The 13,406-nt window shown below is 73.0% G+C and carries 13 protein-coding genes; 7 read left to right on the top strand and 6 right to left on the bottom strand.

What is annotated here, in order from left to right; translation table 11 throughout:
- Nucleotides 1-281 precede the first annotated feature (281 nt).
- Entirely contained in the window at nt 282-968 is a 687-nt protein-coding gene (locus AB0H37_RS32995) for a hypothetical protein (protein ID WP_360616768.1), read from the top strand.
- A 138-nt stretch (nt 969-1,106) separates the two neighbouring features.
- Here AB0H37_RS32995 and AB0H37_RS32990 read toward each other — a convergent pair whose 3' ends face one another.
- The 3 genes from AB0H37_RS32990 to AB0H37_RS32980 all read right to left on the bottom strand — a co-directional run bounded on the left by AB0H37_RS32990 (nt 1,107) and on the right by AB0H37_RS32980 (nt 4,432).
- Nucleotides 1,107-1,901: an IclR family transcriptional regulator gene (locus AB0H37_RS32990; protein ID WP_360616767.1), complete on the bottom strand. Its 795-nt coding sequence runs from the start codon at nt 1,899-1,901 to the stop codon at nt 1,107-1,109.
- Nucleotides 1,902-1,963: 62 nt separating this feature from the next.
- Nucleotides 1,964-3,607, bottom strand: coding sequence for a thiamine pyrophosphate-binding protein (locus AB0H37_RS32985; protein ID WP_360616766.1), 1,644 nt, complete (start codon nt 3,605-3,607; stop codon nt 1,964-1,966).
- 72 nt (nt 3,608-3,679) lie between these two features.
- Nucleotides 3,680-4,432, bottom strand: a complete 753-nt coding sequence (locus AB0H37_RS32980) for an SDR family NAD(P)-dependent oxidoreductase (RefSeq protein ID WP_179834393.1) — start codon at nt 4,430-4,432, stop codon at nt 3,680-3,682.
- 102 nt (nt 4,433-4,534) lie between these two features.
- On the opposite strand from AB0H37_RS32980, the gene AB0H37_RS32975 reads away from it, so the two are divergent.
- The 3 genes from AB0H37_RS32975 to AB0H37_RS32965 are packed head-to-tail and all read left to right on the top strand — an operon-like array spanning nt 4,535 to nt 8,137.
- On the top strand, nt 4,535-5,572 hold the full coding sequence (locus AB0H37_RS32975; RefSeq protein WP_360616765.1) for an ABC transporter permease: 1,038 nt from the start codon (nt 4,535-4,537) through the stop codon (nt 5,570-5,572).
- Entirely contained in the window at nt 5,569-6,642 is a 1,074-nt protein-coding gene (locus AB0H37_RS32970) for a sugar ABC transporter substrate-binding protein (RefSeq protein ID WP_360616764.1), read from the top strand. The genes AB0H37_RS32975 and AB0H37_RS32970 overlap by 4 nt, the downstream gene beginning before the upstream one ends.
- Before the next feature lies 1 nt (nt 6,643).
- A complete protein-coding gene (locus AB0H37_RS32965; protein ID WP_360616763.1) occupies nt 6,644-8,137 on the top strand; it encodes a sugar ABC transporter ATP-binding protein in 1,494 nt (497 codons plus the stop codon).
- Here AB0H37_RS32965 and AB0H37_RS32960 read toward each other — a convergent pair.
- From AB0H37_RS32960 to AB0H37_RS32950, 3 genes are all read right to left on the bottom strand, one after another.
- Nucleotides 8,134-9,072, bottom strand: coding sequence for a TIGR03621 family F420-dependent LLM class oxidoreductase (locus AB0H37_RS32960; protein WP_360616762.1), 939 nt, complete (start codon nt 9,070-9,072; stop codon nt 8,134-8,136). The two genes, AB0H37_RS32965 and AB0H37_RS32960, sit on opposite strands and share 4 nt — an antisense overlap.
- 186 nt (nt 9,073-9,258) lie before the next feature.
- A complete protein-coding gene (locus AB0H37_RS32955) occupies nt 9,259-9,765 on the bottom strand; it encodes a GNAT family N-acetyltransferase (RefSeq protein WP_329091799.1) in 507 nt (168 codons plus the stop codon).
- Between the two features lie 57 nt (nt 9,766-9,822).
- Entirely contained in the window at nt 9,823-10,887 is a 1,065-nt protein-coding gene (locus AB0H37_RS32950; RefSeq protein ID WP_329091797.1) for a phosphotransferase family protein, read from the bottom strand.
- 106 nt (nt 10,888-10,993) lie between these two features.
- Between AB0H37_RS32950 and AB0H37_RS32945 the strand changes: the two genes are divergently transcribed.
- The 3 genes from AB0H37_RS32945 (at nt 10,994) to AB0H37_RS32935 (ending at nt 13,358) form a co-directional block, all read left to right on the top strand.
- Nucleotides 10,994-12,286, top strand: coding sequence for an acyl-CoA dehydrogenase family protein (locus AB0H37_RS32945; protein WP_329091795.1), 1,293 nt, complete (start codon nt 10,994-10,996; stop codon nt 12,284-12,286).
- Entirely contained in the window at nt 12,279-12,911 is a 633-nt protein-coding gene (locus AB0H37_RS32940; protein ID WP_229810693.1) for a TetR/AcrR family transcriptional regulator, read from the top strand. The genes AB0H37_RS32945 and AB0H37_RS32940 overlap by 8 nt, the downstream gene beginning before the upstream one ends.
- Nucleotides 12,912-12,995: 84 nt before the next feature.
- The gene (locus AB0H37_RS32935; RefSeq protein ID WP_329091792.1) at nt 12,996-13,358 is read left to right on the top strand and encodes a VOC family protein; all 363 of its coding nucleotides are present in this window, start codon (nt 12,996-12,998) and stop codon (nt 13,356-13,358) included.
- The last annotated feature ends 48 nt before the right edge of the window (nt 13,359-13,406 follow it).

Here is a 13,406-nt window from a genome sequence, read left to right as displayed (position 1 = left end):
TGCAGCGGCCGCGCACCGTGCTGGGCCCGTGAGCCCCCGGTCGGCATCCTTCCCGCTTTACCCAAGCCCGTGTCACCACGCACGTCCGAGACCGGTCGTGCGCGATCGAGCGCGGGCGCGGTCCACCATGCCCGTGGATCGTTCCAAAGTGGGTCTCCCTCGCGGCGGCATCTCCCGAGTCTCGAGTCTCGGAGCCGTTCACCCCTGCCCGGAAACTGGCGCGTGACCTGCGTGTCCTTCCGTGCGGAACGGCAGCCCTGTACCCCGAACGAAGGATCTCCATGCAGCAGCGAGCGATCAACGTCATCCTGACCGGCGTCACCGGCACCGCCCTCGCGGGCATGATGGTGGCCGGTGTCGCCGCCGCGAGCGATGACTCCGCTCCCAAGAAGCAGTTCCTCCCGCAGCAGGCCGTGGCCGCGCAGGAGCACAAGTCCCCCGACCGGCTCACCGACAACGGCGCGCTCGGCAAGTTCACCGCGCCGAAGGCCCCCGCGAAGGCCAAGGCGGACTCCAACGCCGATTCGAAGGCCGAGCCCAAGAAGGACGCCAAGCCCGCGAAGAAGGGCCCGAAGGCCCTGCTCAGCGGCAAGACGAAGGCGTCCTACTTCTGGGACGACGGGTCCGGAGTGAACGGCGACACCGGCGCCCCCGCCGGCGGCAAGCCGATGCAGAAGGGCCTGTTCGCCAGCCCGAGCTGGCCCATGCACACCAAGGTCAAGGTCACCTACAAGGGCCGCAGCATCACCGGCTTCGTCGGGGACCGCGGGCCGGGCGAGCCGTCCCACCGGGGCGTCATGCTCGACCTCGACACCTACACCTTCCGGTACCTGCTGGACGGCAAGAAGCCGGAAAGCAAGTACAACGCCGGCTCCGGCGAGGGCCACCTGAACGGCGTCAAGTGGGAGGTCCTGTCCTGGGGCCACGGCGCCGGGAAGAAGGGCATGCCCCAGCCTTTCGGCTCATGACATGAGGCCGGCGGACCATTCGTGAAACGGCTCACAGTGCGAATGTGAGCCCGCCCGCGCCCGGTTCGCCGGACCTCTTCCAGACCCGGCGCAGGGCTGCCGGTGCATGGAAAACGGGGATTCCCCGGTATCGAAAGATCACCGGGGAATCCCCATTTTCAGCTCGCCCGTGCTCTCGCGCGCCAGCTCCCGCGACAGCGCCCGCGCCGCGGTCCGCACGGCCGGGGCGAGCCGGTCCAGGTCCAGCCGGCACACGTTGCCGGTGATGGAGATCGCGGCGATCACCCGTCGCCGGTGGTCGAGGATGGGCGCCGCCACGGCGGAGACCCCGGCCTCGGACTCCTCCCGGTTGACGGCGTAGCCGCGGTCGGCGGTGCGGGCCAGTTCCCGCTGCAGGAGCCCCGGCATGACGATCGTGTGCGGGGTGTAGTGGACGAGCCCGGCCGAGAGCGCCTGCTCCAGCCGCCCGGGAGGCCCGAGCGCGAGGAACAGCTTCCCCGTCGCGGTGCAGTACGCGGGAAGCCGTCCGCCCACCCGGGACACGATCGGCATCGACCGGCGCCCGGTCACCTTCTCCAGGAAGAGGGTGTCCGTCCCGTCCAGGACGGCCAGGTGGATGTTCTCGTGGGTCGCCTCGTACAGGTCCTCCAGGTAGGGGAGCGCGGCCTCGCGGAGCCCCCGCGGGCGGGGCGCCCGCTGCCCGAGGACGAACAGCCGCATGCTGAGCCGGTAGCCGGACTCGGTGCGCTCGACCCCGCCCCACCGCACCAGCTCGCCCAGCAGCCGGTGCGCCGTCGGCTTCGGCAGCCCGGTGCGGGCCGCCAGCTCGGTCAGGTTCAGCTCGGTGTCGGCGGAGCCGAAGGCGTCCAGCAGGCTGAGCCCGCGCGCCAGCACCGATCGGGGCGGCTCCTCGCCCGTGGCCCGCACGTCCATGCCCCGATGGTGTCCGTGATCGGTCCCGGCGGCAAGGGCGGGGAAGCGCGCGGCGACCCGGGTCACCGGTCCGCCCCGTGCCCCGTGACGGGCGCCTCGATCAGCAGCGGCGCGGCCAGGTCCTTGACGGAGGCGACCGCCTCGCGCAGCTCGTCCGCCGAGCCGGCCCGCACCGCCTCGATGCCGAACAGCCGCGCGGCGCTCTGCCAGTCGAGCGCGGGCGGGGCGAGGTCCATGCCGACGTAGCGGCCGTGCTCGGCCGAGGCGCCGCCGCTCTGGTCCAGGGTGTCCTTGAGGGTGCGGTACTCGCCGTTGTTCATGACCACGAACGTCACGGGGACCTCGTACCGGGAGGCGCTCCAGAGCCCCTGCAGGCCGAACATCGCGCATCCGTCGCCGAGCACCGCCACCACGGGGCGGTCCGGGTCCGCCATCCGTGTGCCGACCGCCGCGCCGACGCCCCAGCCGAGGCCGCCGCCGACCGTGTGCACGTAGGAGCCGGGGAGGTCCTGGCGCAGTACGGCGCGCAGCCTCAGCCCGACGGTGATCGCCTCCTCGACCACGACCGCGCCCTCGGGGAGCCCGGCCGCGACGGCGTGGGCGGCGGCGCGCGGGTCCATCGGGGACGCGCCGTACTCCGTGCGCGCGGCATCCTCCGCCTCCTGCCTCGCCTGCGCGTGCCGGGCTCCGAGCCGCTCGGCGCGCTCCCGCGCGGACGGGACGAGCCCGTCGAGACGGCCCGCGAGTCCCCGGAGCGTCCCGGCCAGATCGCCCGTCAGGCCGTGCCGGACGGCGAAGTTCCGGCCGAGCTCCGCGGGGTCCTCGTCCACCTGCACGATGGCGAGCCCGTCGGGGACGGCCGGGCCGGGGGTGTAGTGGTGCGGCATGAACGCGCGGCAACCGACGATCAGGACCGCGTCGTACCCGGCGAGCGTCTCGCGGACGGCCGCGTTGCGGGGCGCCAGCATTCCGGCGTAGAGCGGATGGCCGGTGGGGAAGTCGATGCCGTCGTTCATCGGCTGGTGGTGGACGGCCGCGCCGAGTCGCTCGGCCACCACGACCAGCTCGGCCACCGCGCCCGCCCGTCCCACCCCATCGCCCGCGATGATCGCCGGGCGCCCGGCGCGGGCGAGCAGCGCCGCCGCGTCGCCCGCCTCGGCCGCGCCCGGGCCGGTCACGGGGGAGCGGGCCGGCACCGCGACGTCGGCGTCCTCCTCCAGCAGGTCCATGGGAACCGACACGAGCACGGGCCCCGCCGGGGGCCGCGCCGCGAGGGCGAAGGCGCGGCGGAGCACGAGCGGGAGATCGCGGGCGTGCTGCACCTCCACCGCCTGCTTGGTCGCCGCGGACGCGAGCCCGACCAGGTCGCCCGACAGCATCGGGTCCTGGAGGAGGTGGCGCCGGTCCTGCTGGCCCGCCACGATCACCATCGGGGTGCGGGAGCGCAGCGCGTTCAGCATTCCGATCAGCCCGTTCGCGACGCCCGCGGCGACGTGCAGGCTGACCATCGACGTGCGGCGGGCCGCCCGCGCGTAGCCGTCGGCCATCGCCACCACGGACCCCTCCTGCAGCCCCAGCACGTACCGCAGGTCGGGGGCCCCCACCAGCGCGTCCATCAGGGGGAGCTCGGTCGTGCCGGGGTTGCCGAAGATCCGCGTCACGCCCTCGTCGCGGGCGATCTCCAGCAGCGCGTCGATCGGCCTCATGCGGTGCCCTTCCCTTGGTCGCGGGCTCAGTGCCGTGGCGGCACGGTGTTCGGCGGCACGGTGTTCGGCGGCTCAGTGCATGGCGGAGCCACCGTCGACATTGATCGTCTGGCCGGTGAGGAAGCCGCTGCCCTCGTCGCACACGTACAGCAGGGTGGACAGCAGGTCGCGGGGCTCCTCGACGGCCCGCACGACCTGCAGGTCGCGGACGCGCTCGAACCCGCCGTCGGCGCCCGTCGTCCGCGCCGCCGTCCCGGTTCGGGTGAGGCCCGGCGCGATCGCGTTCACCGTCACCCCGTGGGAGCCGACCGCGCTCGCCAGGGCCCGGGTGAAGCCGACGAGCCCGGCCTTGGACGTGGTGTACGCGACCAGGTCGGGCGGCCCGAGGAACACCACCGCGGAGGCGATGTTCACGATCCGCCCCCAGCCGGCCGCCTTCATATGGGGCAGCGCCGCCCGCGACACCAGGAACGGGCCGTCGAGGTTGACGCGCATGACCCGGCGCCAGTCCTCCAGCGTCGTCTCCTCGAACTCCAGCGGCGGGTAGATCCCGGCGTTGTTCACGACGATGTGCAGGCCGCCGAAGCGGGCGGCGGTCTCCTCCACGGCGGCCTCGACCTCGTCGGGGTCGGTCACGTCCGCCCGCACGGGGTGGAACCGGTCGCCGATCGCGTCCGCGGTGCCCGACAGGTCGGCGAGGTCGAGGCCCGCGACCCGGTGCCCGCGCGCGGCCAGGGCGATCGCGAACTCCCGCCCGAGCCCGCCCGCCGCGCCGGTCACGAGCACGACCCGCTGTGGTCCGTCGCTTGACGGCGTCTCGCTCATGGACCGCAGCGTGCGCCACCCCCGCCCGCCGGGCAAGGCACCGTTTTCACTGGGTGAAACGGCTCCCTTGTGATGGCGTGGCGCGGGTCACATGCTCGCCGTATGTCCGTACGAAAGCCGGCGGCCGAGCCGGCCTCGGAGAACGACCGGGACGCGTTCCGGGCGCGGCGCCCCAGGGGCCGCCGGCCGATCCCCGACGAGGCCGGCGTCGTCGGCGTGCTCATCCTGCTGGTGCTCGGCGTCGGACTGCTCCAGCCGGACTTCCTGCGCACCGGCAACCTGCTGACGACCGCGCACAACTCCGTCTACGTCGGGCTGATGGCCTGCGGCATGGTGTTCGCGCTGGCGATGCGGGAGGTCGACCTGTCGGTCGGGGGGATGTACGCGATGGGCGTCGTCGTCGGCGCCCTGCTCATCCGGGACGGCTGGAACCCGTGGGCCGCGGTGCTCGCGGTGCTCGCGCTGTCGGCGTTCGTCGGAGCCCTGAACGGCGCCGTCACCACGTATCTGCGGCTGCCCTCGTTCATCGTCACGCTCGCCACGTCGATGCTGCTGCGCGGCGTGGGGCTGGCGCTGGCCGAGGGCAGGCAGATCACCGACCTCCCGCAGGACCACGCGTTCTTCACCGTGCTGGGCGGCGGGTCGCTCGGCGTCCCGAACGCGGTGTGGGTGTTCGCGCTCGCCGTCGTGGCCCTGACCGTCGTGTTCACCCGGACGCGGTTCGGCGCGCGGGTGCGGGCGATCGGCTCCAACCCCGAGGCGGCCGAGTTCGGCGGGTTGCCCGTCACCCGGACCCGCATCGCCGCGCTGGCCCTGTCGGGCCTCATGGCGGGCATCGCGGCCGTCCTCGCCCTGGCGTTCTTCATCGCCGGGGACCCCACCATCGGACAGGGCTACGAGCTCACGGCCATCGCGGCGGCCATCATCGGCGGCACCCCGCTGAAGGGCGGGACCGGCTCCGTCCTCGGCGCCGCGGCCGGAACCCTCATCCTCGGCGTCGTCACCGCGGCGCTGGTGTTCTTCGAGGTCCCCATCAACTGGACGACCTTCGCGACCGGCGGCGTGATCCTCGTCGCCGTCGGCGCCGCGCCGCTGCTGCGCCGCGTCCGTGACCTGCGCTCATCAGGGAGGAACCCATGATCCCGCGTCCCCGCGGGCCCGTCGCGGCGGCCCTCGCGCTCGTGCTCGGCGCCGCCCTCTCCACCGCGTCCTGCGGTGACGGCGGCGGCTCCGGCAAGGGCGGGCGGCTCAGGATGGGCATCGCCGTCGCCAACTACAGCCTCAACTTCGCCCGGGAGATGTACGAGGGCGCGACGGAGGCGTCCAGGCAGGCCGGGAACATCGACTTCAAGGTCGTCGGCCCGCCCAACACCGACGGGCCCGCCGAGCAGCAGCTTTTCCAGAACCTCACCGTCACCCACCCGGACGGGATCGTCCTGGAGAACCTCGACCCGCCCATCTTCACCAGGCCCGCCGCCCAGGCCGTCGACAAGGGCATCCCGATCGTCGCGCTCGACACCGCGCCGACCGACGGCAGCAAGGTCGGCTTCTACGTCGGCAACGACAACTACGAGCTCGGCGGGCTGCTCGCCGAGGCGACGGTGAGGAAGCTCGGCAAGGACGCCAAGGGCACCGTGGTCGTCGGGGTGCCGAACCCGGGGACGCCCGTCCTCGACAGCCGCGCCAGGGGGATCAGGGAGACGTTGGCGAAGCTGGCGCCCGGCATCCGCGTCCTCGGCCCGTTCCAGACCTACAGTGACCCGGCGCAGAACTTCGGCGCCTGGCAGTCGCAGGTGAACGCGAACCCGTCCGCGCTGGCGTTCCTCGGCGTGGGCGACGCCGACAGCTACAATCTCGGCCGCCTCAAGGAGCAGAAGAAGGGCACGTACCTCACCGCCGGCTTCGACGTCGACCCGAAGACCCTGGAGTACGTCAAGAAGGGCACCAACTTCGCCGGCGTCGACCCCGAGCACTACCTCAAGGGCTACGTCGCGACCGCGATGCTGATCACGGCGGTGCGGGAGGACGACGGCAGGCTGCCGGACGGCTGGTTCAAGACGCCGGGCCTCGTCATGGACCCCTCCAACATCGACGAGATCATCAAGCGGCAGCAGTCGGTGCGGAACGCCTACCAGTGGTACAAGCCGCAGCTGGACAGGCTCCTCGCGAGCCCCGACGCCGGCATGCGCCCGCTCAGGGAGGCCCGCTGAGATGCTGGTCGCCTCCGGCCTGGTCAAGCACTACGGCGGGGTCACCGCCCTCGACGGCGTCGGCATCACCCTGGACGCGGGGGAGGTGCACGCGCTCGTCGGCGAGAACGGCGCAGGCAAGTCCACCCTCGTGAAGATCATCTCCGGGGTGGTGCGGCCCGAGGGCGGCACGGTCGAGCTGGACGGCGCGCGCGTCCGGTTCGCCGACGCCCGGCAGGCGGCGGCGCAGGGCGTCGCGATCGTGTCGCAGGAGCTGATGACCTACGACGACCTGACCGTGCTGGAGAACCTCTTCCCCTACGGGGCGCCGCGACGCGGGGGCCTGGTCAGCACGCGGGAGATGCGGCGCCTGGCCGAGCCCGTCCTGGCCGAGCTGGGCCTGGACCCGCCGCCGCACGCCAGGGTCGGCGAGCTGCCCCTCGCCGACCGGCAGCTCCTGGAGATCTGCCGGGCGCTGCTGCAGAACCCGCGCGTCCTGATCCTGGACGAGCCCACCTCGGCGCTGCCCCGCGACGCCGCCGCACGGCTCGCCGCCGTCACTCGGCGGCTGGCCGGGCGGGGCCTCGCCGTCCTGTACATCTCGCACTTCCTTGAGGAGGTCATGCGGGTCGCGACGCGGGTCACCGTCCTGCGGGACGGCCGGGTCGTGCTGCCGGGCGAGCCCTCGGCCGACGTCGGGCTGGACTCCCTGGTCACCGCGATGCTCGGGCAGCCCGCCCGGCACGCGACAGCCGCGACCGCCGCCCCGCGCCGCCCCGGCGGGGCGGCGGTCGCCCTGAACGGCGTGACGGTGCCCGGCCGGCTGCGCGAGGTCTCCCTCACCGCCGAGGGCGGCGAGATCGTCGGGCTGGCCGGCCTGCAGGGCTCCGGCCACCTGTTCGTGCTGGACGCCGTGTGCGGGCGGGCCCGGCCGTCGTCCGGCACGGTCCGGCTGCCGGACGGGCGGAGGCCCCGCTCCGCCCGGCACGCGGTGACCGCGGGCGTCGCCTATATCTCCGGCGACCGCAAGGGCCGCGGGCTGATGCTCGACAAGGCGCTCTGGGAGAACATCACATCCGTGAGCTGGCTCGGTCAGGGACGCGGCGGGCTCATGCCGCGCCGGTCCCGGCTCGTCGCGCGCTCCCGCGGCCACATGGAGCGGCTGCGGGTGCGCGGCGACGTCCACGGCCGGGCGGGGAACCTGTCCGGCGGCAACCAGCAGAAGGTCGTCCTCGCCAAGTGGCTGGACGCCGACCCGGCCGTCCTCGCCCTGGACGACCCGACGCGCGGCGTGGACGTCGGCGCCCGCACCGAGCTGCACGCCATCGTCCGCGACCTCGCCGCCGAGGGGAAGGTGGTCATGATCGCCTCCAGCGACCTGGCCGAGCTGGTGGAGCTGTGCCACCGCGTCGTGGTCCTCCAGCGCGGCCGCATCGTCGACGCCCTGGAGGGCGACCGGCTCACCGAGCCGGAGCTGAGCCTCGCCATGAACGCCGGCTTCGCCGATCCCCTCTAGGGGACCAGGAGAGGGATGACTCGGGCGAACGCCTCCATGACCGCGTCCGAGACCTGGTAGTAGGTGAAGCCGAAGCGGTCCCGGCGTGCCAGCATCTGCTCGGCGATGTGCTCGGGCGGGCCCACGAACTGGGACGGCATGTCGAGGACGACCTCGGCCGACGACGTGCCCCAGCCGCGCGTCACCGCGACCTTCGCGGCGGCGCGGCGAGGGTCGGGGCCGATCGTGGGCGTCACCATCATGCTCAGCTCGACGTCCCGCCCCGCGGCGGCCTCGCGAACCCAGTCGACCTTGCGGGCGATGGTGTCCGGGAGGCGCTCGGAGACCTCCTCCGAGATCGTCCCCTCGGGCAGGGCGCGGGGGAGGATCCCGACCGTGTCGGCGTAGCGGCCGGCGATGCCGAGCATGCGCCGGCTGCCCGCGCCCACGACGAGCGGCGGGCGCCGCTCCGGGCGCGGGAAGACCGCCAGACCGTCGATCGTGTAATGCTCGCCGGTGAACGTCGTCTTCTCGCCGCTCAGCAGGCCGCGCAGGATCTGCAGTGACTCCGCAAGGCGCCCGACCCGCGTCCCGGGCCGGTCGAACGCCATTCCGGCGGCCTCGTACTCCTCGCGCAGCCAGCCCGCGCCGAGACCCAGTTCGAACCGACCGTCCGACAGGTGGTCGAGCGTCGCGGCCTCCTTGGCGAGCATCACCGGGTGCCGGAAGTCGTTGGAGAGCACCATCGTGCCCAGCCGCAGCGCGCTCGTCGCGGCCGCGGCGGACGCCAGCGCCACCATGGGCGCGAGCTGGTCGCCGAACGGCCCGGCGACGAAGTGGTCCCGCAAGGTCAGGACGTCGTATCCCAGCTCTTCGGCGCGGCGGGCCGTGCCGGCGAGTTCCCTGCCCGAGCGGATCGACTCGCCCACGACGCCGAAGCGGAAGTTCCTGTGCATGTCCCGAGCGTGCCCCGTGGCAGGGCCGTCTGGCTGGCAGGAATGCGACATGAGGTTTCGACCGGCGGAACGGGGCGAGCGGCTCGGTCGCCGTCCGTGCGGCGTAAGGGCGTCACCGACTGCCCCGTTCGCGCCGGTCACTTCCAGGCTGCGGCGCGCGGCGCGGTTTTGCAAGCGGCGGGCCGCCTACCTGCCGATACGCTGGGACAGGACCCGTCCCGGCCAGTCGCCGACCGTGAAGGCGGCGTCCGTCTCGAACCCGTTGCTCCGGTAGTACTCCACCAGCCGCCCGTCGTCGCCGCCGTAGCAGTCGACGCGCAGCAGGCCGACGCCCTTCGCCCTGGCCTCGTCCCCCGCCTTGGCGATCAGCGCCCCGCCCACACCGTGCCCGGCGAACGCGCGGTCGGTGACCAGGAGGGTGATGTACAGCTCCGGCTCGTCGGCCGGGTCGACGTAGTGCGGGGGCCCGGGCGCGACCGCCATGACGCCGGCGGGCCGCCCGTCGACCCGCGCCACCCAGATCTCGTCGTCGCGGGCGATGCCCGCGATCCGCTCGACGCGGCGCGGATCCCCCGACCAAGGCTCGCTGCCCCACTGCCCCGTACGGCCGTTGGCGGCGAGCCAGGCCACCGCCCCGTCCAACATCGCCATCATCACCGGCGCGTCGCCGGGCCCGCCCTTGTGGATCTCCATCGCACCTCCTCCTGCGAGGAGATCCTGGCAGTCCTGGATCAGCCGTGCGAGGGGACCCTAGGAGCCGATGAAGTCGCGGGCTCGGGTGAAGAGGCCGAGCGTGATCGAGTGGAGGAGGTCACCGGTCTCCTTGGGGGCCTTGCCCGCGAACGCGCGGGCGTGCGTGCCCTCCAGGACGACGCCGAGCTTGAAGCAGGCCAGCACCGCGTACCAGGTGATGGACGACAGGTCGCGCCCGTCGACGGCGCCCGCGCGCCCGGCGTAGACCTCGACCAGCTCCTCGGCGGCGGGCAGGCCGCCCGCGGCGCCGAGCGGGCCGGCCAGGGCCGCGCTCTGGTCGGCGCGGTCGGGCCAGGTGGCCAGCAGCCAGCCGAGGTCGAGCAGCGGGTCGCCGACCGTGCACATCTCCCAGTCGACGATCGCGGCGACCTCCGGACCGTCGAAGGAGTACATCAGGTTGGCCAGGTGGTAGTCGCCGTGCATGATCCCCGGGCGCCACGTCTGGGGACGGTGCTCCTCCAGCCACCGCGCGACGTCGTCGAGGCCGGGGATCTCCGGCCCGGGGTAGCCGTCGAGCGTGCTGTAGGAGTCGAGTTCGGACATCCAGCGGCCCACCTGCCGCTCCAGGAAGCCCTCGGGCTTGCCGAAATCGCCGAGGCCGACCGCCGCGTGGTCGACGGCGCCCAAGGCGGAGAGCGCCCGCGCCGCGTTCAGCCCCATCTCGCGCCGGACGGACGCGTCCCGCGCGTGCAACTCGGGCAGCGTGACCGACGCGTTGAAGCCGTCCACCGGGGTCATCAGGTAGAAGACCGCGCCGCCCATGACCGTCTCGTCCGGGCAGGCCGCGATGAGGCGCGGCGCGGGGACGTCGGTCCCGTCGAGCGCTCCCAGCACGCGGGCCTCGCGCCGCAGGACCTCGTTCGTCCTCGCGCGCAGGTGGCCGGGACCGCGCCTGAGCACGTAGTCGCGGCCGCCGCGCCGGAACCGGATCAGCGTGTTCTGGGTGCCGCCCGCCAGCCGCTCGACGCCCTCGAACGGGCCGCCCGGCAGGCCCCGGCCTTCCATCCACCCGCCCAGGACGTCGAAGTCCACCAGGGCGCGGTCGACCTGCTCAGGCTGCACGGCGGTTCCTTTCCGACGCTCGATGCACCGGAGAGTAACAGTCATGCACTTGCATTACATACTGAGGAGCCTTGATTATCGGGGGACACGACCGAGGAGGCTCGCCATGGCTTGGGACTTCGAGACCGACCCCGCCTACCAGGAACTTCTCGACTGGGCGGACGCCTTCGTCCAGGACGAGGTCGAACCCCTCGACCTGGTGCTCGGCGACCCCTACGACAAGGCCGACCCCCGCTACAAGCGGCTCGTGCGCCCCCTCCAGGACCAGGTGCGCGACAAGGGCCTGTGGGCGTGTCACCTGGGTCCCGAACTGGGCGGCCAGGGGTACGGGCAGGTGAGGCTCGCGCTGCTGAACGAGATCCTGGGCCGTTCCCGCTGGGCGCCGTCGGTGTTCGGCTGCCAGGCGCCCGACTCCGGCAACGCCGAGATCATCGCCCACTTCGGCACGCCCGAGCAGAAGGAGCGCTACCTGCGCCCCCTCCTGGACGGCGAGATCTCCTCCTCCTACTCGATGACCGAGCCGCACGGGGGAGCCGACCCGACCCTGTTCACCACGCGCGCCGTCCGTGACGGGGACGGCTGGGTCATCAACGGCGAGAAGTGGTTCTCCTCCAACGCCCGCCACGCGACGTTCCTGATCGTGATGGCCGTGACGAACCCCGACGTGTCCGCCTACGAGGGCATGTCGATGTTCATCGTGCCGGCCGATGCGCCCGGGCTGATCACCGTCCGGAACGTGGGCGTCGGCGCCGAGCGCGAGGGCTCCCACGGGTATCTGCGGTACGAGGACGTCCGGGTGCCGGCCGAGAATCTCCTCGGAGACGAGGGCGGGGCGTTCGTCATCGCCCAGACACGCCTGGGCGGCGGCCGCATCCACCACGCCATGCGGACGATCGCGCAGGTCCGCAAGGCGTTCGACATGATGTGCGAGCGCGCGGTCTCCCGGCAGACCCGGTTCGGGCCGCTGGCGAAGATGCAGATGACCCAGGAGAAGATCGCCGACAGCTGGATCGAGATCGAGCAGTTCCGGCTGCTCGTGCTGCGCACCGCCTGGCTGATCGACAGGCACCGGGACTACAAGAAGGTCCGCAAGGACATCGCCGCGGTGAAGGCCGCGATGCCGAAGGTCTACCACGACGTCGTCCAGCGCGCGATGCACCTGCACGGCGCCCTCGGCGTGTCGAACGAGATGCCGTTCGCCGCCATGATGATGGGGGCCGAGGCGATGGGCATCGCCGACGGCCCCACCGAGGTCCACAAGATCACCGTGGCCCGGCAGTTGCTGCGCGACGTCGAGCCCGTCGAGGGCCTGTGGCCGTCCGGCCACCTGCCCACCCGCCGGGCGGCGGCCCGCGAGCGGTTCGCCGAGGCCCTGGAGCATGCGATCGGCAATGAGTGACACACGGGAACGACTGCTGGACGCGGCCGAGACCCTCTACGCCGCCCGCGGCGTGGACGCCGTCAGCCTCCGCGAGATCCTCCAGGAGGCCGGCGCGCGCAACGCCACGGCCGTCCAGTACCACTTCGGCGACCGCGCCGGGATCCTGCGCGCGATCTTCGCCCGGCACGCCCCCGAGGTCGAGGCCCGCCGCCACGCCCTGCTCGACGCCTACCAGGACGGCGAGCAGGGCGTCCGCCCCCTGGCCGCGGCCCTCGTCCGCCCCATGTCGGCCCGCCTGGCCGACGCCTCGGGCCGCGCCTACCTGCAGATCTGGGCGGACGTGCTGAACCGCCCGGACCCCCTCGTCCCCGTGGCGGTCCTGGACGATCCCCGCGACAGCCTCTGCCGCTGGCGGACCCTGGTGGAGCCCCTCCTGGAGGAGGACGCGGCCCGGCTGCACCGCCGCTTCACCGCCATCCTGTACGCCGCGATCGAGCTGGCCCGCCGCGCCCGCTCCGGCCCCCGTACCGACGACCGCCTGTTCACCAGCTATCTGATCGACGTCGTCGCGGCGATCCTCGGCGCCCCCGTCTCCCCGGAGACACGCCGCCTCGCCGCCGAACGCGACGCCGCCCGCCGCTGATCGTCGAAAGCCCAGGTCACATTCGTCCAAGACGGGCGGGTCCGCTTCCCGCAGACTGGGCATCCCAGACTCAGGGAGGACGACATGACCAGCGAGATCCGCCGCACCTTCTACCCGTTGATCCGCTCGGCCGACCCGGCCGAGACGCTCGCATGGCTGGAGAAGGCCTTCGGCTTCGAACCCGTGGACGTCCACAAGGACGACAAGGGCACCGTCGTCCACGCAGAGATGCGCTACGACACCGGCCTCATCATGTTCGGGGCCGCCGCCACCGCCACGGCCGCCGTCTACGTCGCCATCGACGACCCCGACGCCCACCACGACCGCGCCAAGGCCGCAGGAGCCGAGATCTTTCGTGAGCTGGCCGACCAGGACTACGGCTCCCGCGACTACGCGGCCCGCGACCCCGACGGCAACGAGTGGTACTTCGGCACCTACCGCCCCTGACCCCGACCCGGGGCGGAATGCCTTTCGGCGGGTGAGTCCTCCCCGCCT

This window comes from Actinomadura sp. NPDC023710, from assembly GCF_040639875.1.
Classification (GTDB): Bacteria; Actinomycetota; Actinomycetes; order Streptosporangiales; family Streptosporangiaceae; genus Spirillospora; species Spirillospora citrea.
This window is presented reverse-complemented; position numbering and strand designations above follow the sequence as displayed.

What these genes read in the sequence shown, in the direction of transcription:
- AB0H37_RS32990 (WP_360616767.1), bottom strand. Translation starts at nt 1,901, where the DNA reads ATGGACGTGCGGGCCACGGGCGAGGAGCCGCCCCGATCGGTGCTGGCG.
- AB0H37_RS32955 (WP_329091799.1), bottom strand. Translation starts at nt 9,765, where the DNA reads ATGGAGATCCACAAGGGCGGGCCCGGCGACGCGCCGGTGATGATGGCG.
- AB0H37_RS32935 (WP_329091792.1), top strand. Translation starts at nt 12,996, where the DNA reads ATGACCAGCGAGATCCGCCGCACCTTCTACCCGTTGATCCGCTCGGCC.
- AB0H37_RS32965 (WP_360616763.1), top strand. Translation starts at nt 6,644, where the DNA reads ATGCTGGTCGCCTCCGGCCTGGTCAAGCACTACGGCGGGGTCACCGCC.
- AB0H37_RS32960 (WP_360616762.1), bottom strand. Translation starts at nt 9,072, where the DNA reads ATGCACAGGAACTTCCGCTTCGGCGTCGTGGGCGAGTCGATCCGCTCG.
- AB0H37_RS32985 (WP_360616766.1), bottom strand. Translation starts at nt 3,607, where the DNA reads ATGAGGCCGATCGACGCGCTGCTGGAGATCGCCCGCGACGAGGGCGTG.
- AB0H37_RS32975 (WP_360616765.1), top strand. Translation starts at nt 4,535, where the DNA reads ATGTCCGTACGAAAGCCGGCGGCCGAGCCGGCCTCGGAGAACGACCGG.
- AB0H37_RS32970 (WP_360616764.1), top strand. Translation starts at nt 5,569, where the DNA reads ATGATCCCGCGTCCCCGCGGGCCCGTCGCGGCGGCCCTCGCGCTCGTG.
- AB0H37_RS32995 (WP_360616768.1), top strand. Translation starts at nt 282, where the DNA reads ATGCAGCAGCGAGCGATCAACGTCATCCTGACCGGCGTCACCGGCACC.
- AB0H37_RS32945 (WP_329091795.1), top strand. Translation starts at nt 10,994, where the DNA reads ATGGCTTGGGACTTCGAGACCGACCCCGCCTACCAGGAACTTCTCGAC.
- AB0H37_RS32980 (WP_179834393.1), bottom strand. Translation starts at nt 4,432, where the DNA reads ATGAGCGAGACGCCGTCAAGCGACGGACCACAGCGGGTCGTGCTCGTG.
- AB0H37_RS32940 (WP_229810693.1), top strand. Translation starts at nt 12,279, where the DNA reads ATGAGTGACACACGGGAACGACTGCTGGACGCGGCCGAGACCCTCTAC.